Source organism: Micromonospora inaquosa, from assembly GCF_003857055.1.
Classification (GTDB): Bacteria; Actinomycetota; Actinomycetes; order Mycobacteriales; family Micromonosporaceae; genus Micromonospora; species Micromonospora inaquosa.
In genome coordinates, this window is the sequence record NZ_QGSZ01000274.1 from 24,506 (window position 1) to 47,096 (window position 22,591).

General features: G+C 70.2%; 18 protein-coding genes and 1 pseudogene. 7 read left to right on the forward strand and 12 right to left on the reverse strand.

Features of this window, described 5'->3' with window-relative positions:
- Nucleotides 1–29: 29 nt before the first annotated feature.
- Nucleotides 30–842: an SAM-dependent methyltransferase gene (locus DLJ59_RS25320; RefSeq protein WP_124775181.1), complete on the reverse strand. Its 813-nt coding sequence runs from the start codon at nt 840–842 to the stop codon at nt 30–32.
- A gap of 110 nt (nt 843–952) precedes the next feature.
- Nucleotides 953–2,158 (reverse strand): 3-oxoadipyl-CoA thiolase, encoded by a 1,206-nt coding sequence (pcaF, locus tag DLJ59_RS25325; RefSeq protein WP_124775183.1) that lies wholly within the window; start codon nt 2,156–2,158, stop codon nt 953–955.
- Nucleotides 2,159–2,264: 106 nt separating this feature from the next.
- Here pcaF and DLJ59_RS25330 point away from each other — a divergent pair, with 106 nt between their 5' ends.
- From DLJ59_RS25330 to DLJ59_RS25345, 4 genes are all read left to right on the forward strand, one after another.
- Complete coding sequence (locus DLJ59_RS25330; protein ID WP_124775185.1) at nt 2,265–3,230, forward strand: glutathione S-transferase family protein; 966 nt, start codon at nt 2,265–2,267, stop codon at nt 3,228–3,230.
- Nucleotides 3,223–3,906 carry a DUF998 domain-containing protein gene (locus tag DLJ59_RS25335; protein ID WP_124775187.1) on the forward strand — a complete coding sequence of 228 codons (684 nt, stop codon included), beginning with the start codon at nt 3,223–3,225 and terminating at the stop codon, nt 3,904–3,906. The genes DLJ59_RS25330 and DLJ59_RS25335 overlap by 8 nt, the downstream gene beginning before the upstream one ends.
- Before the next feature lie 168 nt (nt 3,907–4,074).
- Nucleotides 4,075–5,367 (forward strand): dicarboxylate/amino acid:cation symporter, encoded by a 1,293-nt coding sequence (locus tag DLJ59_RS25340; protein WP_208648835.1) that lies wholly within the window; start codon nt 4,075–4,077, stop codon nt 5,365–5,367.
- A 69-nt stretch (nt 5,368–5,436) separates the two neighbouring features.
- A complete protein-coding gene (locus DLJ59_RS25345) occupies nt 5,437–6,504 on the forward strand; it encodes an NADH:flavin oxidoreductase/NADH oxidase (protein ID WP_124775191.1) in 1,068 nt (355 codons plus the stop codon).
- Nucleotides 6,505–6,552: 48 nt separating this feature from the next.
- Here DLJ59_RS25345 and DLJ59_RS25350 read toward each other — a convergent pair whose 3' ends face one another.
- A complete protein-coding gene (locus tag DLJ59_RS25350; RefSeq protein WP_124775193.1) occupies nt 6,553–10,095 on the reverse strand; it encodes an ABC transporter ATP-binding protein in 3,543 nt (1,180 codons plus the stop codon).
- Between the two features lie 970 nt (nt 10,096–11,065).
- On the opposite strand from DLJ59_RS25350, the gene DLJ59_RS25355 reads away from it, so the two are divergent.
- Nucleotides 11,066–11,623, forward strand: a complete 558-nt coding sequence (locus DLJ59_RS25355; protein ID WP_124775195.1) for a hypothetical protein — start codon at nt 11,066–11,068, stop codon at nt 11,621–11,623.
- A gap of 656 nt (nt 11,624–12,279) precedes the next feature.
- On the opposite strand, the gene DLJ59_RS25365 is transcribed toward DLJ59_RS25355, so the two are convergent.
- Together DLJ59_RS25365 and DLJ59_RS25370 are read right to left on the reverse strand one after the other, a co-directional pair.
- Nucleotides 12,280–13,119: a GNAT family N-acetyltransferase gene (locus DLJ59_RS25365; RefSeq protein WP_124775199.1), complete on the reverse strand. Its 840-nt coding sequence runs from the start codon at nt 13,117–13,119 to the stop codon at nt 12,280–12,282.
- A gap of 5 nt (nt 13,120–13,124) precedes the next feature.
- Nucleotides 13,125–14,378 carry an MFS transporter gene (locus DLJ59_RS25370; RefSeq protein ID WP_124775201.1) on the reverse strand — a complete coding sequence of 418 codons (1,254 nt, stop codon included), beginning with the start codon at nt 14,376–14,378 and terminating at the stop codon, nt 13,125–13,127.
- A gap of 110 nt (nt 14,379–14,488) precedes the next feature.
- On the opposite strand from DLJ59_RS25370, the gene DLJ59_RS25375 reads away from it, so the two are divergent.
- Complete coding sequence (locus DLJ59_RS25375; protein ID WP_124775203.1) at nt 14,489–15,082, forward strand: PadR family transcriptional regulator; 594 nt, start codon at nt 14,489–14,491, stop codon at nt 15,080–15,082.
- A gap of 158 nt (nt 15,083–15,240) precedes the next feature.
- Here the strand turns inward: DLJ59_RS25375 and ispG are convergent, their stop codons facing one another.
- The 4 genes from ispG to DLJ59_RS25395 are packed head-to-tail and all read right to left on the reverse strand — an operon-like array spanning nt 15,241 to nt 19,179.
- Nucleotides 15,241–16,413, reverse strand: coding sequence for a flavodoxin-dependent (E)-4-hydroxy-3-methylbut-2-enyl-diphosphate synthase (gene ispG, locus DLJ59_RS25380; RefSeq protein WP_124775205.1), 1,173 nt, complete (start codon nt 16,411–16,413; stop codon nt 15,241–15,243).
- A 9-nt stretch (nt 16,414–16,422) separates the two neighbouring features.
- Nucleotides 16,423–17,673, reverse strand: coding sequence for a M50 family metallopeptidase (locus tag DLJ59_RS25385; protein WP_124775207.1), 1,251 nt, complete (start codon nt 17,671–17,673; stop codon nt 16,423–16,425).
- Entirely contained in the window at nt 17,673–18,884 is a 1,212-nt protein-coding gene (gene dxr / locus DLJ59_RS25390; protein ID WP_124775209.1) for a 1-deoxy-D-xylulose-5-phosphate reductoisomerase, read from the reverse strand. Before dxr ends, DLJ59_RS25385 begins: the two co-directional genes overlap by 1 nt.
- 43 nt (nt 18,885–18,927) lie before the next feature.
- Nucleotides 18,928–19,179 carry a hypothetical protein gene (locus tag DLJ59_RS25395; protein WP_124775211.1) on the reverse strand — a complete coding sequence of 84 codons (252 nt, stop codon included), beginning with the start codon at nt 19,177–19,179 and terminating at the stop codon, nt 18,928–18,930.
- A gap of 597 nt (nt 19,180–19,776) precedes the next feature.
- Between DLJ59_RS25395 and DLJ59_RS37960 the strand changes: the two genes are divergently transcribed.
- Nucleotides 19,777–19,908, forward strand: coding sequence for a hypothetical protein (locus tag DLJ59_RS37960; protein ID WP_279635777.1), 132 nt, complete (start codon nt 19,777–19,779; stop codon nt 19,906–19,908).
- A 377-nt stretch (nt 19,909–20,285) separates the two neighbouring features.
- Here the strand turns inward: DLJ59_RS37960 and DLJ59_RS25400 are convergent, their stop codons facing one another.
- The 3 genes and pseudogenes from DLJ59_RS25400 to DLJ59_RS25410 all read right to left on the reverse strand — a co-directional run.
- The gene (locus DLJ59_RS25400; RefSeq protein WP_124775213.1) at nt 20,286–20,888 is read right to left on the reverse strand and encodes a hypothetical protein; all 603 of its coding nucleotides are present in this window, start codon (nt 20,886–20,888) and stop codon (nt 20,286–20,288) included.
- Nucleotides 20,889–21,528: 640 nt separating this feature from the next.
- Nucleotides 21,529–22,002, reverse strand: a complete 474-nt coding sequence (locus DLJ59_RS25405) for an NUDIX domain-containing protein (protein ID WP_208648834.1) — start codon at nt 22,000–22,002, stop codon at nt 21,529–21,531.
- Nucleotides 21,999–22,457 (reverse strand): annotated as a pseudogene (locus DLJ59_RS25410) (XRE family transcriptional regulator); the annotation flags it as partial. The gene DLJ59_RS25405 and the pseudogene DLJ59_RS25410, both read right to left, overlap by 4 nt.
- Between the last annotated feature and the right edge of the window lie 134 nt (nt 22,458–22,591).

The following is a 22,591-nucleotide window of genomic DNA, read 5'->3' on the forward strand; positions in this document are numbered from 1 at the left end:
GGCGGGGTCCGGGACGGCGGCCACTCCTATCAGCCGGCGGGCTGGTCGTACCGGGCGACGCCCCCGAAGGCGCCGAACCGCTCCGGGTGCTCGTCCACGTCGGACGGTGAGTCGGGACGCCAGAGCGGCATGTGCACCACGCCCGGTTCCAGGACGGTCCAGTCGCCGAAGAAGCCGGTGACCTGTGCGCGGGAGCGCAGGGTGATCTCGGTGGCGGTGCGGGCGGAGAGGCGCTGGGCGTCCAGCATCTCCTGCGGCTGGTCCTCGAAGGTGGAGTGCGAGATGACCAGGAAGCTGCCCGGCGCGGCGACGTCCCGCAGGGCGGCCAGGATCGCCTCGGGACGGTCGGCGTCCGGGATGAAGTGCACCACCCCGGCCAGCAGGATGCCCATCGGTCGGCTGAAGTCGATCAGCCCGAGCTGTCGCGTCTCGGCGAGGATCCGCTCCGGCTCGCGCAGGTCGGCGTGGATGACCCCGGTCAGTTCGTTGCCGGCGAGCAGCTCCCGGCTGTGCGCGACGGCCACCGGGTCGATGTCGACGTACACCACGCGGGCCTTGGGGTTCACCCCCTGCGCCACCTCGTGCACGTTGCCCACGGTGGGAATCCCGGAGCCGATGTCGAGAAATTGGTCGATGCCCGCATCGAGCAGCACCCGGACGGCCCGACGGAGAAACTCCCGGCCGGACCGCATGGTGGCGGCGAGATTCGGGGTCATGCTGGCGATCTGTTCGGCCAACTGCCGATCGATCTCGAAGTTGTGCGCCCCACCCAGAAAGTAGTCATACACCCGGGCCGCGCTCGGCCTGGTCAGATCGATCTCGGTCGGCAGTCCGTCCGGCATCAGTGTGCTCCCCAGTTCATCGCCGCGGCGCGGGACGGCACCGGCGAATGGGCGTGCCACGGGCACGCGTGGGCACCGGCCGACCCGCGGGTCGTGTGGTGTGGACCACTCTAGGCGGCTGACTCCAGCAACAGCGAGATGCCTTGACCAACGCCGATGCACATGGTGGCCAGAGCCCGGCGGCCGCCACGACGGCGCAGCTCCAACGCGGCGGTCAGCGCCAGCCGGGCGCCGCTGGCACCCAGCGGGTGCCCCAACGCGATGGCCCCACCGTTCGGGTTGACGTGGTCGGCGTCCACGGGCAGCCCCAGCTCCCGCAGCACCGCCACCGACTGCGCGGCGAACGCCTCGTTCAGCTCCACCACGTCCACCGCGCCCAACCCGACGCCGACCCGGTCGAGCAGCTTGCGGGTGGCCGGCACCGGGCCGATCCCCATGATCCGGGGCGGCACACCGGCCGCCGCCGCACCGACGATCCGGGCCAGCGGGGTCAGACCGTACCGGGAAACCGCCGCCTCGCTGGCCACCAGCAGCGCGACCGCGCCGTCGTTGACGCCCGACGAGTTACCCGCGGTCACCGTGCCGCCGTCGCGGAACGGGGTGGGCAGCGCGGCGAGCTTCTCCAGCGACGTCTCCCGGGGGTGCTCGTCGACAGCTACCAGCCGGGTCTCCCGGCGACCGGCCGGCACGGTGACCGGCACGATCTCCTCGGCGAACCGGCCGTCGGCCTGCGCTTTGGCCGCACGCTGCTGCGAGCGGTACGCGAAGGCGTCCTGCTCGGCCCGGCTGACGCCGTACTCGACGGCCACGTTCTCCGCCGTCTCCGGCATCGAGTCGACCCCCCACCCGTCGCGCATCAACGGGTTCACCAACCGCCAACCCAGGGTGGTGTCGTACACCTCCGCCGAGCGGGAGTACGCCGACGTCGCCTTCGGCATCACGAACGGCGCCCGGCTCATGCTCTCCACCCCGCCGGCGATCACCAACTCCGCGTCCCCGGCGACGATGGATCGGGCCGCGGTGGCGAGCGCGTCCAGCCCCGAGCCGCACAGTCGGTTGACAGTGCTGCCCGGCACCGCCTCGGGCAGGCCGGCCAGCAGCGCCGCCATCCGGGCCACGTTGCGGTTGTCCTCGCCGGCCTGGTTGGCGCAGCCGAGCACCACGTCGTCGACCGCCGCCCAGTCCACCGACGGGTGGCGGGCCACCAACTCACGGATCACGTGCGCGGCCAGGTCGTCGGGGCGGACGCCAGCCAGCGCGCCCGCGTACCGGCCGATCGGGGTGCGGACACCGGCCACCAGGTATGCCACGGTCATCGCGAGTCCTTAGGGGGTGCAGACGGCGGGGGTGGGGCACGCCCACCGGGTCGCGAGGGCTGCCGGCCGCCAGGATATCCGCGCCGGCAGCGGATAGGTTGACGGCATGGCCCGGGCCCAGTTCAGCGCAGAGACCAGCGGCGGTGGCGCGTTCGTCCGTCAGCCGAACCGATTCACCGGTCGGGTCACCGCCGACTCGACCTCCCCACCCGGCGGCGGCCCGGACGAGCAGGACCGCTGGCCACTGGAGGCCGGCCGCTACCGGCTGATCTGGTGCCGCGCCTGCCCCTGGGCGCACCGGGCGAGGATCGTACGCGGCCTGCTCGGCCTGGACGACGCGATCTCGCTGGGCACCGTCGACCCGATCCGGGACGAGCGGGGCTGGGCGTTCGCCCTCGACCCGGACGGCTTCGACCCGGTCCTCGGGGTGAGCTTCCTCTCCGAGGCGTACCTGGCCACCGACCCGGACTACACCGGCCGGGTGACCGTGCCGGCGCTCGTCGACACCCTGACCAGTCGGGTGGTCACCAACGACTATCCGCAGCTCACCCTCGACTTCTCCACGCAGTGGCGGTCGCTGCACCGTGCGGGGGCACCGGATCTGTACCCGGTCGAGTTGCGCCCCGAGATGGACGCGCTGATGGCCGAGATCCACACCGACGTGAACAACGGCGTCTACCGGTGCGGGTTCGCCACCTCCCAGGAGGCGTACGACGAGGCGTTCGGTGCGCTCTTCGCCCGGCTGGACGCGCTCTCCGAGCGGCTGACCGGGCAGCGTTACCTGATGGGCGACGCGATCACCGAGGCGGACGTGCGGCTCTTCACCACGCTGGTCCGCTTCGACGCCGCGTACCACGGGCACTTCAAGTGCAACCGGAACAAGCTGACCGAGATGCCGGTGCTCTGGGCGTACGCCCGGGACCTGTTCCAGACCCAGGGTTTCGGGGAGACGGTGGACTTCGACCACATCAAGCGGCACTACTACGGCACGCACCGGGAGATCAACCCCACCGGCATCGTGCCACTCGGGCCGGACGAGTCCGGTTGGCGCACGCCGCACGGACGTGGCTGAGCCGGGTCGGCCCGCCGCCCCGACCGCGCCCACCGCGCGCGGGGACATCGCCCGCCGGGCCGCCGGGTCCGCCGCGGCCGGCTGCATCCTGGCCGGTGCGGTGGCGGTGACGCTCGCGGTGGTCGCCGGTCCCGGTCCGGGGTTCACCGGGTACGTCAGTGAGGCGGGCATCGCCGGCAGCGCCCACGCCGCGACGTACCGGATCGGGATCCTGGCCCTTGCCGGCGCGTTGCTGCTGATCGGCGTGGCGCTGCCCCCGGGGGTGTGGGCGGCGACTCCGGCGCTGCTCGCCACCGGGGCCGTGTTCACCGCCGTGTCCGGGGCGGTGACCTGCTCCGACGGCTGCCCGCTGCCCCCGTTCGAGCGGGCGACGACGGCGGACCTGGTGCACGGCGGCGCGAGCATCGCGGCGACCGCGGCGGTGGTCTTCGCCATGATCACGCTTACCGTCTCCGGGCCGGCCGGCCCGACGGTGCGTCGGCTGGCCGGCGGGGCCGCCGCGCTGGCCCTGCCGCTCTGCGCCACGGTGGGGCTGGCGATGCTCGTCATCGGCCGAGGCCCGGTGGTGGGGGTGCTCGAACGACTGATCCTCGCCCTCGCGGTGCTGTGGGGCCTGAGCACCGCCACCACGCTGGCCCTCTGTAAGGAGTCTCACGCCGTTGGGTCCTTCCGATAAACGGAAATCGGCGTAACGTCGCTCAACGATGACCAACGTCTGGGGCCTCACTGTCCGCCTGTATGTCGATCTCCGACTGCAGGCCAGTGGCATCTGTCCGGGCTAGCCGCGTTTCTACGCCTGCCCCGATCGGACCGGACAATTGGATAGATCTTCATGCCCTTCAGCCTGCGCAAAATTCCCTTCTCCGTGCAGATCCTGCTCGGCCTCGTGCTCGGCGTCGCGCTGGGCTTCCTGGCCCGCACCAACGACCTGAGCTGGCTGACCAGCACCCTGCACACCATCGGCAGCCTCTTCGTCCAACTGCTCAAGTTGGCGGTGCCGCCGCTGGTCTTCACCGCCATCGTGGTCAGCGTGGTCAGCCTGCGCGGCGTCGCCAACGCGGCCCGGCTCGCCCTCAGGACCCTGATGTGGTTCGGCATCACCGCGCTGATCGCGGTGAGCGTCGGCATCGGCCTTGGCCTGCTCACCAACCCGGGCAAGGGCGTGACCCTCGACCTGGGTGGCGCCGCGGCGCCGAAGAAGACCGGCTCGTGGACCGACTTCCTCACCGGCATCGTGCCCACCAACCCGGTCGGCGCGTTCGTCGAGGGCAACGTCCTCCAGATCGTCTTCCTCGCCGTCGTCATCGGCGCCGCAGCCCTGCTGGTCGGCGAGGCCGCCGAACCGTTCGTCGCGCTCAACCGCTCCCTGCTGGAGATCGTCCAGAAGGCGCTCTGGTGGGTCATCCGACTCGCCCCGATCGGCACCCTCGGCCTGATCGGCAACGCCGTCGCCTCGTACGGCTGGGACCTGCTGGCCCCCCTCGCGAAGTTCACCACCGCCGTCTACGTCGGCTGCGCCATCGTGCTGTTCGTGGTCTACCCGCTGGTCCTGATCCTCGCCGGCCGCCTCAACCCCCTGCGCTTCTACGCCGGCGCCTGGCCGGCGATCGAGCTGGGCTTCGTGTCCCGCTCCTCGGTCGGCACCATGCCGGTGACCCAGCGCTCCGTCGAGCGACTCGGCGTGCCCCGCGAGTACGCCTCGTTCGCGGTGCCCTTCGGCGCCACCACGAAGATGGACGGCTGCGCCGCCATCTACCCGGCCCTCGCCGCGATCTTCGTGGCCCAGGTGTTCGGCGTGCACCTCGGCATCGGCGACTACCTGCTGATCGCCTTCGTCTCGGTGGTCGGCTCGGCGGCCACCGCCGGCCTGACCGGCGCGATCGTGATGCTCACCCTGACCCTCAGCACGCTGGGCCTGCCGCTGGCCGGCGCCGGCCTGCTGCTGGCCATCGACCCGATCCTGGACATGATCCGCACCGCCACCAACGTCGCGGGTCAGGCACTGGTGCCGACAGTGGTCGCCGCCCGTGAGGGCATCCTCGACCGCGCCGCGTACGAGTCCGCCGGCCGGCGTGACCTGACCGAGCCGGAGCCGGTCGACGACACCCGCCCCACCCTCAGCCCCGTTCCTGCCTGATCGATTCACCAGTACGACGACGGGCCCCTCTCCCCGGGGGCCCGTCGTCGTGTCGGAGAGGATGACCCCATGAGTTCCCTGTTCACTCCCCTGGCCCTGCGCGCGGTCACCCTGCCCAACCGGATCGCCATGGCACCCATGTGCCAGTACTCCGCCGGACCCGACGGTCTGCCCACCGACTGGCACCTGATCCACCTCGGCAGTCGCGCGGTCGGCGGCGCCGGCCTGGTGCTGACCGAGGCGACCGCCGTACTCCCCGAGGGCCGGATCAGCCCGCAGGACACCGGCCTCTGGTCGGGTGCGCACGTCGACGCCTGGCGGCCGGTGACCGCGTTCGTCGCCGCCCACGGCGCGGTGCCCGCCGTGCAGCTCGCGCACGCCGGCTTCAAGGCCTCCACCTACCGGCCATGGGCGCCGGAGAACGGTGGCGTGCCGGACACCGAGGGCGGCTGGACGCCCGTCGCCCCCGGCGCGGAGCCGTTCACCGCCGGCTACCGGACGCCGACCAGCCTCGACGAGGCCGGCATCGCCGGTGTGGTCGAGGCGTTCGCGGCCGGAGCCGTTCGCGCGCTGGACGCCGGCTTCGCCGCCGTGGAGATCCACGCCGCCCACGGCTACCTTCTCAACGAGTTCCTCTCACCGCTGACCAATCACCGCACCGACGCGTACGGCGGCGACCGGGCCGCCCGGATGCGACTGACCCTGGAGGTGGCCCGCGCGGTGCGCGCCGCGGTCGGCGAGGACGTGCCGGTGCTGACCCGGATCTCCGCCACCGACTGGGTCGAGGGCGGCTGGACGATCGACGACAGCGTGGTGCTCGCGGGTGAGCTGGCCGGCATCGGCGTCGACCTGGTCGACGCGTCCTCCGGCGGGGTGAGCGTGGACCAGCGCATCCCGCTCGGCCCCGGCTACCAGGTGCCGCTGGCCGCCCAGATCCGCCGCGAGGCCGGCGTGCCGACCGGCGCGGTGGGCCTGATCGTGGAGCCTGAGCACGCCGAGCAGATCGTCGCCAGCGGCGAAGCCGACCTGGTGCTGCTGGGCCGGGAGTTGCTGCGCGACCCGTACTGGCCGCGCCGGGCCGCCGCGAAGCTCGGCGTCGCGTACTCCGGGCCCGCGCAGTACGCCCGCGCCGCCTGATCCCCGCCCGGTCGGGCGGCCGCGGGTCAGCGGCCGCCCGACCGTGGGTCAACCGGCCAGGTGCGACCAGTCGCCCTCCAGGTCCTGCCAGCTGCCCTGGGCGGCCACCGTGCCGCCGAGCAGCACCACCACGTGGTCGGCCCGGACCAACGCGGCGCGCTTCGCGGTCGAGCCGACCACTGTCACCCCGTGGCCGCGCAACGCCTGCCACAGCGCCAGCTCGGTGGTGACGTCCAGCGCCGACGACACGTCGTCGGCGACCAGCAGTTCGGTACGCGGTGCCAGCGCCCGGGCCAGCGCCAACCGCTGCAACTGCCCGCCGGAGAGCCGGGTGCCCTTGTGCCCGATGAGCAGGCCCAACCCACCACCGGCGGCGGCCAGGTCATGGTCGAGCTGGGCGGTGCTGACCGCCCCGGCCGCGTCCACCTGGTGCCCGAGGGCGATGTTGTCGGCCACCGTGCCGGACAGCACCCGGGGCAACTGACCGACGTAGCCGACCTGGTTGGGGCGCAGGAACAGCTCCGGCTCGGTGACCGGGTCACCGTTCCAGGCCAGCTCGCCGGTGTGGTGCACGATCCCGGCCAACCCCCGCAGCAACGACGACTTGCCCGACCCCACCGGCCCGACGACCAGCACCAACTGCCCCCGCTGCACGGTCAGGTCCACGTCGCGGACGGCCACCGTACCGTCGGAGTGCACCACCCCGAAGCGGCGCAGCTCCAGCCGGCGCAGCGGATGCCGGGGCGGCATGGTCGGCGCGGGCGCCGTCCCGGCGGTCAGGTCGACCTCCGGCACCCCCGCCGAGTACGCGCTCACCCCGGCCATCGCCACAGTGCGCCGGGTCCAGACCCGCGCCGATGGCAGCTGCGAGATCAACGATGCTGTGGTCCAGGCGAACCAGCGCGCCGCGCCCAACGTGGAGACGGCCACCAGCACCGCCCCGGCGGAAAGCGAACCGTTCAGGTAGAGCGCCCAGGCACCGATCGGCAACAGCCCGCTGGCCATCGACGGCGTGGAACGTGCCCACACCTGCACCGAAATCTCCCGCCGCTGCCGGTCGCTGCGCAGCACGTCCAGGCCCGCCAGGTGACGCAGCACCGCCGTGGTCGCGCCGGCGAGCTTCACCGTCCGCGCCGCGGAGAGCGCGGAGACCAGCGCCGTCGCGAACGCGGCCCGTGCCGCCACCGTCGCCCGGGCCGCCCGTTCCAGTTTCGGCCCGAACAACGTCGCGGCCAGCCCGGAGACGACCATCGTGCCGAGGAAGAACAGCCCGGGTACGACGCTGCCGGTGACCGCCGTCATGGCGACCACGAGCACCAGCGCGACGGTCTGATCCAGCACGTTGTCGGCGAGCTGGACCACCCGCTCGGTGTCCCCACCCTGCGCCACCACCTCCGCGGGGGTGTGTGAGCTGACCCGACGCGGCCCGGTCTGGCCGTGCACCAGGCGAAGGCCGATCCGCAGCATCTGTCGCACCCACCACTGCGGGAACCAGACATGGGTGTAAAACGGCAGCGGCAGGGTGACCAGCAGCCCGGCGACGATCCCCACCGCCGGCAGGTACGGGTTGCCGGTCCCGTCGACCACGTCCGCCCAGAGCCAGGGCAGCACCGGGCCGTCCAGCCCGAGCAGGCTGAGGCCGAGGAACAGCACGATCGCCGCCGCGCCGTACCGGGGATCGTTCGTGCAGAGCCGCAAGATCTCCCGCAGCGTCCGGGCCCGTGGCACCGGCGGCAGTGGCGGCGGGTCGGCCCGGGTCGACCCGACCGGCGCAACCTGCTCGACCGGGGCCGGCTCCGGCCCGACCGGCGCGACCGGCTCGACCTGGGCGGGCGCCGGCTCGCTCGGCCAGACGTCGGACGGGCCGGGGCCGACCAGCAGGTCGGTGCCGACGCCGGCGCGACCCGCCGGCACCACCGTGGCGTACGCGGCGGCGTGGCTGGTCGCCAACAGTTCGGCGAAGCGCGTCGACGTCTCCAGTGGACCGGCCTCGACCACCGCGCCGTCGGCCAGGACAACCACCTCGTCACAGCGGCGCACCGAGGAGAGCCGGTGCGCGATGACGATGCCGATCCGGTCGCGAAGCAGCCGTTCGGTGGCCCGCTGCACCCGCGCCTCGGTGACCGGGTCCAGACGCGCGGTGGCCTCGTCGAGGATCACCACGTGCGGCTCCCGGACCAGGATCCGGGCGAACGCCACCAACTGCTCCTGACCGGCGGAGAGCACGTGCCCGCCCTCCCCCAACCGGGTCGCCAACCCGTCCGGCAGCTCAGCGATCCAACCGGCCAGGCCCAACTCGTCGAGCGCCCGAGCCGCCGCGTCGAGCAGCTCCGGGTCGAAGAGCGCGACGTTCTCGGCGAGCGTGCCGGCCAGGATCTCGGTGCGCTGCGGCACCAGCGCCACCCAGCGGCGCAACTGCTCGACGTCGAGGTCACACAGGTCGGTGCCGCCGAGGAAAACCGTGCCCGGCGGCACGTCGACCGCCCGGGTGAGCACCTTCGCCAGCGTCGACTTGCCCGAACCGGTCCGTCCGATCAGCGCGTACGAGCGACCACGGGCGAAGGTGAGGCTGAGCCCCCGCAGCGCGGCCCCCCGGTCACTTTCCCCGTACCCGAATGTCAGGTCCCGAATGCGCAGGTCACCCTCGCTCGGGCTGGCCCCGCCGACCGGTTCCTGCCGGGCCTTGTAGAGCAACTGCACCCGCGCCCACGCGCCGAGCGCCTCCTGAATCTCCGGCACCATCCGGCTGACGTGTTCCGCGGTCGCCCCGAACGCCAGGGCGAGCAGCCAGATCGCGGTGAGCCGGGCGGCATCGATCCGATCGGTGGCCAACGCCCACGCCCCGCCGAGCACCACAGCGCCGATACCAGCCCGGATCGTCGCGGTGGCCACCGTCGCCACCCGGGCGGACAGCACCCACACCACCCCGCCCCGGGACAGCACGGCAGCGGCCCGCCGGGCGTACAACCGCAGCACGTACGGACGAGCCAAACTGGTGCGCACGTCATCCTGACCGTGCACCGCCTCCTCCATCACGGCGGCCAGGTCGGACCACGCCTCCTCCTCGGCCATCCGCGCCGGGCCGATCCGTGCCGTGGGCCGGCGCAATCCGATCGCGAGCACCACCGTGAGCAGCAGCATCGCGATCCCGGCCGGCCACCACACGAACAGCGCCACCACCATCGACAACAGGCCGACGCAGAGGCCCTGAGCGAGCCGGGTGCCCTGGTTACGAACCGCCGACGCCACCTGATAGACGTCCCCGTCGATGCGGTCCAGCAGCTCGCCCACCGGGGTGGTCTCAAGGGTGGGCAGGTCCTGGCCAAAAGCGACCCGACAGAGCCGGCGACGCACGTCGGCGGACCAGTCGGCGGTCAGGCCGGCCATCAGCAGACTCACCGCGAGGTCGCTGAGAACCACGACGACCAGGGCCGCAGCCAGGACGGCGAAGAAGCCCGCCGAACGATGCACCAGCACCGCGCCGGCCAGCGCCGACGCGCCCGCCTGCCCCGCAGCGCCCAAAACGATCAGAACGGCCACGATCGTCATACGGCGGGTCGAGGTGCCCCACAGATCACGGAGCAGGCGCATGGAAAGTCCTCCGGGACGTGGGTGGCTGAGACCTCAGCCTGCCGGCACCAACCCGTCAACTCAACCGATTTTCCGGCCCTGAGCAGGGCCTCCGTCCGTTCAGACGGCCCCAGCGACCACCGTTCTCGATGCCGTGGCCACGTCGCGCCAGCCCCTGATCAACTAGACGCGCGGCACGCGCAGCGGTTCTCGAGTCAGAGGCGTGCCCCGGCGACCACCGTTCTCGATGCCGTGGCCACGTCGCGCCAGCCCTTGATCAACCAGACCGTGGCACCGCGCCCGCGATTCTCGGGTCAGAGGCGGCCTCGCCCGAACGGTGCCTGCCGCGCTGCGGGTTTGCCACCGAAACCCACCGACGGTGGCCCTCTTGTCTGGTTTGCCCGATCCGTGCGACCCGACCGGTCCGTGATCGACTCGGGTTTCATAAACTCGCGGTGTCCGGGCGTCCGGGACACCCCGTTTTCCGCGAACCCGAGTGGATCACCGGGTGAGGCCGGATTCGATGCTGCTGGGTCGGGGTTGGGTGGGTGTTTTGTCCGGCAGTGGGTGTATGTGGGGTGTGATCGGCTGCACCCGGGGGCCGGAATCATGGCCGGGCCGGGGTCGTTACATACCCTGACGATCGCAGCACCACCGACCCGCCGCCCGCCGCGCAGGCTGGTCGCGCAGGTCGGAATGCCAGGCTCCGCCCGGCCGTTACAGTCCCCACGACCGACCGCAGGCACCGCCTTGATGAGGGCGCCCGGCGGGTGGGCCACCCTCGGAATGACCCCGGCCCCCCGGTCGTTACACATGGACCCGGCGCCCGCGAGCACCCCGCCCGTGAAGTCGCCGACCGACGCCCGTAGGCGTCACCCCCCGAAGACTTTCCCCTTTGTTTGTGCAGCGCCGGACGAGGTGCTCACACCCGTGGCTGTCGTTCCCCCCGATCGGCACAGCGGGTGTCCTACCCCCGAAGGAGCTACCCCTCATGAACACGATCTTCCGTAAGAGCATGCTGTCTGTTGCTGGTCTCGCGTTCGCCGGTGGTGTGTTCGCCGGTCCGATCGCCGCTCACGCCAACCCGGTGGACGCCAAGCCCGTCGCGGTGGCCGTGCAGTCGGCGTCGAAGCCGCAGGGCGACCAGTCGCACATCACCCTCAACGGTGAGCAAACCGCCAACGTCAAGGCCATCATCGCCGCGACGAAGAAGGCCGGCCTGCCCGAGCGGGCCGCGGTCATCTCGATCGCGACGAGCCTGCAGGAGTCGAAGCTGGAGAACCTGGGCCACCTCGGCGACGCCAACGACCACGACTCGCTGGGCCTGTTCCAGCAGCGCCCGAGTTCGGGTTGGGGTACCCCGGAACAGATCACCAACCCCGAGTACTCCACCACCGCGTTCCTGAAGGGTTTGAAGCAGGTCGACGGGTGGCAGGACATGCCGCTGACCGAGGCCGCCCAGACCGTACAGGTGTCGGCGTACCCGGACGCCTACGCCCAGTGGGAGCAGCAAGCCACCGACCTCGTCGCCCAGCACTGGAACAGCTGACCACCAGCACCACCGCACACCAGCACCACCGCACCACCGCACGTCAGCACCACCCGCACGCAAGAACCACCGCACGGCACCACCGAAGAACACCGACCGCTGGCCGGCACCCGCAACCCCGGGGTGCCGGCCAGCGGCCTTTCCGTTGCATCCGACCCGCCAGACCTCAGGGAGGCCGAACACCCGACGCCCACAGCCGGGACCCCGACCGACCGAGACGCCGGACGCCGGATGCCGGATGCCGACCGCCGACCGCCGACCGCCGACCGCCGACTGCGGACCGTCAACCGCCGCCGACCGCGGACCGCCGACCGCGGACCGCCGACCGCGGACCGCCGACCGCGGACCGCCGACTGCTGACCGCTAACCGCCGATAGCCGATAGCCGATAGCCGGAGGCTGACCGCCAACCCCAACCGCCAACCGCCCACTGCTGACCGCTAGCCGCCGACAGCCGGACGCTGACCACCAGACGTCGACCACTGACCGCCGGAGGCCGGCCGCGATGGGGATGGTTGCGCTGCTGGGGTCACCGGGCGGAGGCGGAGGGCGTCACCAAGCGGCCCTCGCTTGCAGATCTTGGACACTTTCCGTTCGCCCAGGACGGAAAGTGTCCAAGATCTGCGGGGATAGACCACCGCGGCCGAAACGCAGCGGTTAGAAGAGGACGGTGGCCAGGGTGCCGATCGGTTGGAAGCCGCAGCGCTCGTAGACGCGGCGGGCCGGGAGGTTGAAGTCGTTGACGTACAGGCTGACGGTGGGGGCGACCCGCAGGAGCGCGTCGCGGACGACGGCTGCCATGGCGGCGGTGGCGATCCCCCGGCCTCGCCACTCCGGTGCGACCCAGACGCCCTGGATTTGTGCCGTCCGCTTGGTCACCACGGCCAGTTCGGCCTTGAACACGACTTTGCCGTCGACGATGCGGGCGTACGCGCGGCCGGTTCGAACCAGGTCGTTGACCCGCCGGCGGTAGCTGCGTCCGCCGTCCTCGGCCAGGGGGGAGACGCCGACCTCTTCGGTGTACATGGCCACTGCCGCCGGGAAGAGCCGGTCGACCTCGCCGGAGCGGACTTGGCGTACTTCTGGATCGGCCGGTACGGGTGGCAGGGTGTCGGTGGCCAGCAGCGGCTGATTGGGGCGGACGTCTCGCGCTGGCCCCCAGGTGTCGGAGAGACGGTCCCACAGCCCGAGGACGGCATCGGCCCGGCCGACGATCGAGGAGCAGAGCCGTTCCTCGCCCGACAGCAGGTCGGCGAAGGCAGCCACCGCGGCATCGCTCGCGAGCACCGGGGTCAGGTTGCCGCCGAGCCAGCAGAGTGATTCGAGGTTGCGGCGGGCCCCGTACCCCAGGATTCTGCCTTCGGCCCGCCACCAGGACAGCCCGCGCGCGGCGATCCGCTCGGCGACCTGCGCGCCCGCGAACGGGTCATGGTCGAGCAGTCGCTCGACCGCGCGGCGCTCCGATTCCCCCAGTTGGCGTACCGGCACCGTCAGCACGACTATCAGCCTGCCAGATCGGCACCCTGCTTCGCCGGTCGAGTGACAAGGCCGGCACCGTCTCCACCGGGCCGGGTCCGTCCGGCCCACCGGACGACCGGGGGCACCAGGGCTCCAAGCAGGAAAAACAAGGCACCGAGCACAAGCCAGCCCGGCACGCCCCAGCCGAGCGCGAGGGTGGTCACCACCACCGGTGCGAGCATCTTGCCCAGTTCGTAGCCCATGCCGTACGCCCCCTGGTACTGCCCTTGGGCGTCCGCTGGTGCCAGCCCGAAGGAGATCCCCCAGCCGGCGGCGGAGTGCCACAGCTCCCCGGTGACGTGCGCGACCGCCCCGAGGCCGAGCAGGCCCACCGCGCCGGCCGTGGGCAGCGCGCCGCTGGCGGCGAAGAGTACGCAGGCCAGGGCGATGGCCACACCCGCTCGACGGGCGGCGCGGGCAGCTCCGGGCAGGGTGGCGGCGGTACGCGCGGCGCGTACCTGCAGGAGCACCACCAGCACGGTGTTGACCAGCGTCAAGGCGGAGATCATCCAGGCTGGCGCTCGGGTGTGACCGGCGATCCACAGCGGCAGGGCGATGGTGAGCAGGCTGAAGTGCATCGACATCAGCCCGTCGAGCAGGGTGAAGGCGAGGAACGGGCGATCGCGTAGGGCGACCAGCCGAGGGCCCTGCGCCGGGGCGGCAACCGGGGCGACGGTGGGCAGTCGGAGGAAGACCACCGCCGCGGCCAGTGACGTCGCCGCCGAGGCCAGGATCAGCGCGACGTACCCGGTGCGGGTGTCGGCGGCGATGGCGAAGCCGCCGAGGACGGCCCCGACAGAGATACCGACGTTGGTGGTGGCTCGCAGGTAGGCGCGGGTGCGGACCCGCTCATCGGCCGGGATGGCTCCGGCGATCAGCGCGCCGCGGGCGCCGCGCTCGATGGCGTCGGCGAGCGCGGTGGCGGCTCCCACCAGCACGAGCGTGGGGAGCGACCGGACGGCGATCAGGCCGATGGTGAGGGTGCCGGCGGCGAACAGCGCGCCGACCTGCACCCCGCGTGGGCCGACGCGGTCGGCCAGGTAGCCGCTCGGTGTGCTGGCCAGCACACCGACGAGAGCGGAGATGGTCAGCCCGAGGCCCACCTGGGTCGCCGACAGGCCAACCGACCGGGTGAGGAAGAGCGCGCTGGCGACGAGCCAGAGGCCCCGCCCGACGGTCTTGACCAGGGTGCCGAGGGTGAGGACCCGGGACGGACCCGGAGGGGGTAGCAGGCGCATGACCGAGACTCTAACAAGACGTACGTACGGTTTGGGAAACGAAGCTTGTCGACGATGCATTGCCGATATATCGTTGATGCATCAGCGATAGTCCTACGAAGGAGAGCCCGATGAGGTTCCACCGACAGCACCACCAGATGCACGAGGCTCGGATGCGGGGGTTCGGCTTCCCGCCGGTCCCGCCCGGCCCGCACGGTCACGGCCACGAGCACGGACCCGGCGGCCCCTGGGGCGGCCGAGGCCGTGGACGGGGTCGGGGCCGACGCCCCAACGTCCGAGCCTCGGTCCTGGCTCTGCTCACCGAGCGGCCGATGCACGGCTACGAGATGATCCAGGAGATCGACTCCCGCACCGGCGGTGCGTGGCGGCCGAGCCCGGGTTCGATCTACCCCACCCTCCAGCTACTGGAGGACGAGGGTGTGATCGTCGCCAGCACTGAGGAGTCCGGCGGTGGGCGGAAGCGGTTCACCGTCACCGAGGCCGGTCAGGCCGAGGCCGCCGAGGCCGCGCAGACCCCGCCGTGGGCGGACGTCGCCCAGGGCACGGTGAGCAGCTGGCACGACATCCGCGACTCCGGCGCACAGGCGATGAACGCCCTGCGCCAGGTGATGATGCACGGCACCGACGACCAGCGTGAGCGGGCCGCCCAGGTGCTCGACGAGACCCGACGCAAGCTGTACGCGATCCTCGCCGAATCCGAGTGACGCCAGCGCCGCACCACAACGCAAGCCAGCACCACAGCACCAGCACCAGCACTAAGGCACCAGCACTAAGGCACCAGCACGAAGGCACCAGCACGAAGGCACCACAACGAAAGCGGCCGTTCCCCGCACGGGGAACGGCCGCTTTTCCAAACGGAAAATCAGTGCACAGTGACGGTGGGGCCGGGGATCAGCCCGCGCAGCTCCTCGGGGAGCTCGGCGCCCATCTCGTCGGCGATCCGCAGCGCCTCCTCGATCAGCGTCTCGACGATCTGCGCCTCGGGCACCGTCTTGACGACCTGCCCCTTGACGAAGATCTGCCCCTTGCCGTTGCCGGAGGCGACGCCGAGGTCGGCTTCCCGGGCCTCGCCCGGACCGTTGACGACGCAGCCCATGACGGCGACCCGCAGCGGCACCGGCAGCCCTTCCAGGCCGGCGGTGACCTCCTCGGCGAGCTTGTAGACGTCCACCTGGGCCCGCCCGCAGGACGGGCACGAGACGATCTCCAGGCCCCGCTCACGCAGACCGAGGGACTCCAGGATCTGGTTGCCGACCTTGATCTCTTCCACCGGCGGGGCGGACAGTGACACTCGGATGGTGTCGCCGATCCCCTCGGCCAGCAGCGCGCCGAAGGCGACAGCCGACTTGATGGTGCCCTGGAAGGCTGGCCCCGCCTCGGTGACGCCCAGGTGCAGCGGGTAGTCACACTGCTCGGCGAGCTGCCGGTACGCGCGGATCATCACGACCGGGTCGTTGTGCTTGACCGAGATCTTGATGTCGCGGAAGCCGTGCTCCTCGAAGAGCGAGCACTCCCACAGCGCCGACTCGACGAGCGCCTCGGCGGTGGCCTTGCCGTACTTCGACAGCAGGCGCTTGTCCAGTGACCCGGCGTTGACGCCGATCCGGATCGGCACCCCCGCCGCCCCCGCGGCACGGGCGATCTCCTTGACCTTGTCGTCGAACTGCCGGATGTTGCCCGGGTTGACCCGGACGGCCGCGCAGCCGGCGTCGATCGCCGCGAAGACGTACTTGGGCTGGAAGTGGATGTCGGCGATCACCGGGATCTGCGACTTCTTGGCGATGGCGGGCAGCGCCTCGACGTCGTCCTGGGACGGCACCGCGACCCGGACGATCTGGCAGCCGGACGCGGTCAGCTCGGCGATCTGCTGGAGGGTCGCGTTGACGTCGGAGGTGAGGGTGGTGGTCATCGACTGCACCGACACCGGCGCACCGCCACCGACGGGCACCGAACCGACCATGATCTGGCGGCTGGCCCGACGGGGAGCGAGCGGCGGGGGCGGCACGGCGGGCATACCGAGACTGATAGCTGTCACTTCAGGCACTCACCTTGAGAAGAGCGTGATGGGGTTGACGACGTCTGCGGCGATGGTCAGCAACGTGAACGCGCCACCGATCAGGATCACCACGTACGTGAAGGGCATCAGTTTGAGGTAGTCCACCCGGCCGGGGTCGGCCCGGCCGATGCGCGCGTAGACCCAGGAGCGGGCCCGTTCGAACCAGGCGATGGCGATGTGGCCGCCGTCCACCGGGAGCAGCGGCAGCAGGTTGAACACGCCGATGAAGAAGTTCAGCGACACGAAGAGCATGAAGAAGACCAACCAGGCGTTGTTCTCCACCGCTTCGCCGCCGAGCCGGCTGGCGCCGACCACGCTGATCGGGGTGTCGACGTCCCGCTCGCCGCCGGTGAGGGCGGTCCACAGGGCGGGGACCTTCTGCGGGAGGCGCTGGAGCGCCTGGGCGGTGCCGACGGCCAGGTCACCGGTGAAGTCGGCGGTCGCGCCGAAGGCGCCGATCGGGCCGTACGTGACGCGGGTGGGCGTGCTGGGGACGAGCCCGACGCCGAGCGCGGCCACCGGCGCGGCGGTGCCGTTCGGGTCGTCCAGCGGCGGACGCTCGGTCTGCGCGAGCACCGTGCTGGAGGTGCCCGGCTGCCCGTCGCGGACGTAGGCGATCTGCGCGGTGTCGCCCGGCTTGAGCCCGCGCAGCGTGGTGAGCAGGTCGCCGTAGGAGTTGATCGGGGTGCCGTTGACCGAGGTGATCCGGTCACCGTTCTTCAACTGCGCCTGGGCGGCCGGGCTGGCCGCGTCGCCGGGGGCGCAGGCCCGCAGCGAGTTCTCCGGCACCACGCACTCGCTGAGCCGGATGACGGCGGGTTCCTGGCGGGCCTGCCCTTCGGTGGTCGGGAAGTCGGGGTTGGGCAGGCCGGCGGAGACGGCGAGGATCCAGATGGTGATCAGGGCGAGCGCGAAGTGCGTGATCGACCCGGCGGCCATCACGATGGTCCGCTTCCAGACCGGGTAGCGCCACATCACCCGCGACTCGTCACCCGGCTCGACGTCGTCGTCCTGCGGCGTCATCCCGACGATCTTGCAGAAGCCGCCGAGGGGGATGCCCTTGAGGCCGTACTCGGTCTCGCCGCGCCGGAACGACCAGATGGTGGGGCCGAAACCGACGAAGTATTTCGTGACCTTCATCCCGAACGCCTTGGCGGTCAGCAGGTGCCCCGCCTCGTGCAGGCTCACCGAGATGAGAATGGCCAGGGCGAAGAGGACCACCCCGAGCAGGTACGACATCAAGCTCCTTCCACCGAACCCGCGATGATCTCCTGCGCGTGCGCGCGTGCCCACGACTCGGCCGTGAGCACGTCCTCGACGGTACCTGGTTCGTCGAAGTCCGGAGCCTCGTCCAACACGCGTTCGAGGGTGTCGACGATGCCGAGGAACGGCAGCCGGCCCGCCACGAACGCGGCCACGCACTCCTCGTTCGCCGCGTTGTAGATCGCCGGCCGGCAGCGCCCGGCCTCCCCGGCGGCCTTCGCGAGGGCGACGGCCGGGAACGCCGCGTCGTCGAGCGGCGCGAACTCCCAGGTGTGCGCGGCCGTCCAGTCGACGGCGGTGGCGGCCTCGGGCACCCGGTCCGGCCAGCCGATGCCGAGCGCGATCGGCAGCCGCATGTCCGGTGGGCTGGCCTGGGCGATCGTCGACCCGTCGACGAACTCGACCATCGAGTGGATCACCGACTGCGGGTGCACCATCACGGCGATGTCGGCGTAGGGCACGTCGAACAGCTCGTGCGCCTCGATCACCTCAAGCGCCTTGTTGACCATGGTCGCCGAGTTGATCGTGACGACCGGCCCCATGTTCCAGGTCGGGTGCGCGAGCGCCTGCTCGGGTGTGACCTGCGTCAACTCGTCGCGCCGCCGGCCCCGAAACGGGCCGCCGCTGGCCGTGACGATCAGCCGTCGCACCTCGCCGCGCGTCCCGGAGCGCAGGCACTGGGCCAGCGCCGAGTGCTCCGAGTCGACCGGCACGATCTGCCCCGGCCGCGTCACCGCGGCCTTGACCAACGGGCCGCCGGCCACCAGCGACTCCTTGTTGGCCAACGCGAGAGTACGACCACCGCGCAGCGCGGCCAGCGTAGGAGCGAGGCCCAGCGAGCCGACCACCCCATTGAGCACGATGTCGCACGGCCACTGGGCCAGCTCGGTCATGGCGTCCGGGCCGGCCACGATCTTGGGAAGCTTGAAGTCACCGGTGGCCCACCCACGCCGGCTCGCCTCGGCGTAGAACGCGAGTTGCAGATCCTGCGCGGCGGACGCCTTGGCCACCCCGACCACCTCGACGCTGAGTTCGAGCGCCTGCGCGGCGAGCAGCTCGACGTTTCCGCCACCGGCACCCACGGCGACCACCCGGAACCGGTCCGGGTTGCGCCGGACGATGTCGATGGCCTGCGTGCCGATCGAGCCAGTGGACCCGAGCAGAACAAGGTCGCGGGGGGAAGTCACCCGGCCATTCTTCCCCACCCGGGCTGTACGCCCGCTGGGAGCCTCAGCCTTCCCCGCCCGGTGCTTCCGGCGGCGCCTCCTCGCCGAGCAGGTCGGCTGGATCGATGGAGAACTCGAACGGCTCCCGCATGACGAAGCTCGTCCCGGCCGCAGCGGCGGCCACCGGGCGGTACTCCCCCTCGGTCAGCTGGTACGAGGCGATGGTGGGCACCCGGTTGCGCAGGTCGACCCGGAGGAAGAACAGCACACCGGCCGCGGCGTACTCACGCGGCCGGTCGCTACGAACTCCCGCCAAACCGTCGGAGAATGCTTGACATTCCCTCCACAGCACCTCTCAGCGCATCGTCAAGAGCAGCAAGATACTCCACGCGATTTTGAGCGTAAGCGCCAGAGGCCACCTTTTCCCACGCATCCCGGTAAGCATCCTCTAGACCAAGGACCTCTTCGACAAGCTCTGCTCTCTGGTCGAACGAAAGACCGACTCTGCCCTGCAGGATCATGCTTAGTTGAGCCCTGGTCGAAATAACGTCCCCAACGAGCCGAATATGCGCTAGACCAACCCTTTTACTTAAGAAAATATCCGCAAGAACAGCGTCGTGATGTTCCTCTTGATCCAGCAACGCAGCCCCTAGCCTAGAGTCCTTTTGAGCGCAACCATTCCTCGCGCTCCCGCATCATAGCCGCCGAAGTCCGCTCCAATTGAGCTTTGCTGGGCCCGCATGGCCGCTCCCACATCAGGAACATCGAAGGTCCGCTCAATAACGTTTGGACCGAGTGGCTCCGCTCGCGCACCCGTCATCGGGAGACCATTTGGGCTTCCTGCCCCATCCCATCCTGGGATTACTTGTTCAGTCTCCAGCGACCTGCCGCCACCCTCTACCCGAATCGTGGCATGCTCCATATCTTCGTCCCAACGCACCGTTGCCTTGCCGCCGCAGTTCTGGACGAGGACCGCAACGACGAGCAGGCACCACCACCCGCCAAGGGCTCCCGCACCAGCCAGCAACGCACCGCGAAGCAGTAAGCCAGCCGGACCAAGGCCCCCGACCAAGATCCAACTGGCTCAAAACTGCTCTGCAGGATCAAGACGGCCGCACGCACGCGCTACGGACCTACGGCCCCGCGCGTACGCCGCATCGCAGGGCCGTAGTCATCGACCATCGTTGGCCATCGCAACCGCGATCAAGGTGCCACAATATCGACTGATAGACGATCTCCAGTATTTTGGCCCTGCTGACGGCAACCGTGACGGCAACCCGAGCCGACAACTACGGCCAAGCGCGCCTCTCAGTGACTGAACGTAGTCACGGCTCTTCGACTCGCCTCGCTCATGACGGGCTGTTCGGCACCTCCGAGGCGGGTATGCATTCCGCTGCCGCCATCCCGCCCTCCCCGCAACCCCTACAAGGATCCGCCAATTTCCAGCCAGGAACGAATCTCGTTTCCAACCCCTTCATCTTCGACATGAGGAAATACCCACGGCAGGGCGGACAGAATTAGCTCAACGTCCTGCAATCCCGGAAAGGCCACCTTATCCGCCAGATTCACCTCACCATGAACAGGCGCGTAAAATCCCTCGTCCGCGTTGAGGTAGGCGGTCCTCCTTATTTCTGATTCCGCGATTGCGCGTTCACGCGTAAGAGGAAGCTGCTGCAGGGCCCACTCGGCGGAACCATCCGGTGTAAGGATTTGCGGGATCCCGGAAAGCGGAGGCTTGAATCGCAAGGCAAGCGCTGCGATTCGGAGCATCCAGTACGCACCGGTCGCAGCCCCAACACCCCCAATTTCGACAGCCAACAGGATGGCCTCTGCAGCAAGGTTTAGGTCCTCTGCACGTCGGCCCGGAGTTACGTCCCGGAAGGGATTTACGCTGAACTCTAGGGGCTCGAAGACCGATAGCCACCACTGCGGCGATGCACCCTCAGGGAAACGGCGAGACATCCAGTCAACTAATTGCCCTTCAGGGACAGCTCGCATTTCACGAAGATCAGACTCTTCGCTCATTTACGGCGCCCTCCCGCCAAAGTCTCGGATCACTGCGAGCGGTATCCTGATGCCAGCTTGCCCGAAGGCATTTACCCCCTTGCGTGATGAACGAGGCAGCACACTGAGCGCAGGGCGGCGTGTAGTGGCCCGTGTAGTTATCGAAAGAGGTAACCCTGCCACCACGCGCGAATGTAATCTGCCCAGCACCAACAACCGGAGATCCGCCACTGGCTATTGAATGGTGAATACCAGGCAAGTCGCGAACAATGTTCAGATTTCCCTCCTCTCCGACAGTCCAGAGATACCTACCGCCGCCTGCGGCCGCCTGCGAGAATTCGGTAGAGCCAGCCGCAATTGCGGAAACTCCCTCGAAATCGGCTGCCATCTGTTCGAATGGCAGATCACCCGACTTGCTATTGCCAACCACTCCATTACCGCAGTTGTGCACGAGGACCGGGGTGTTGCCGGCGAGCACATAGTACGTGTGGCATATTCACGGACGACACGGAGAGTGACCTATCGGCGCAGGGCTCTCACCTGGTCTTTCGTGGATCGGCTGGGTCGCGGTTCGTTCTGTCGGGTGGCGTTGACGGCAACCGTGACGGCAACGTGGGCAGACAACCAGCGACGTCGGCGGCCGTCAAGCGGTCCGGTGGGGCTATCCGAGGTACGGCGTGGCGCGGTGTTCGGCGTGGTGGCGGAGCCTGAGCCGGACGGTCTCGTGGATCGGGATGCGGTCGAACTCGGCCGGGTCGACGAACCGGACGTCGGTCGATTCGTCGCTGACGGCGAGGGTGCCGCCGATGGCCCGTCCGTAGTAGGTGATGTTGAATTCTTGGCGGACTTCGCCGTCGGCGTACGCGATCACGTGCTGCGGGTCGGTGTAGACGCCGAGCAAGCCGGTGATCTCGATGTCGAGGCCGGTTTCCTCCTTGACCTCGCGCACGATGCAGTCGCCGAGGGTTTCACCGATGTCCATGGTGCCACCGGGTAGCGCCCAGTTGCCGGAGTCGGCCCGGCGTTGCAGCAGCACCCGGCCGTGCTCGTCGACGACCAGGGCGGAACCACCAGGGACGAGGCTGTTGGCTCGCGGAGCGGCTGGGTCATGGTAGTAGTCGCGCCGGCCGCTCACGATGCCGGCTCCGACGGGTAAGCGGTGGTGGTCTGCCAGACCTGCTCGAACTGGTCGGCGAACGAGGCGAAGATGCCGTGCGGCGAGAGTTCGCGCAGGTGCAGGACGGGATGTTGGTAGCCGCGGGCGCGGTACAGGTGCGGAGTGACGATCATCTGGTTGTCGAAGCGGAACACCGAGTTGTATAGGTGCACCGCGTGCAGCCCGATCGCGACACCATCCACGTCGTGCAGGGGTTCGCAGAAGTTCAGGGCGTTACGGATACGGCCGGGCAGGGTGCCGCCGATCTGCTCCAGGGCGTCGCGTTCGATCACATGCGCGCTGTCCGGGTCGGCGAACGCCAGCCGGATGCGGGCACCGGCGGCGGCCTTGTCGGTCAGCCGTTGCATGGTGCCGGGCAGCAACTCCAGCACGAACGGGTAAGCGTAGCCGAGCAGGTCGATCCGCTGGGTCGCAAGCAGTAGCCCCCGCCGGGACCAGGTTTGTTCAAAACTGCTCTACAGGATCAAGAAGGCGGCCCGGCGCAAGGCCGGGCCGCGCGCACGCGCTTCAGGCCTACGGCCCCGCGCGCACGCCGTCCGCACCAAAC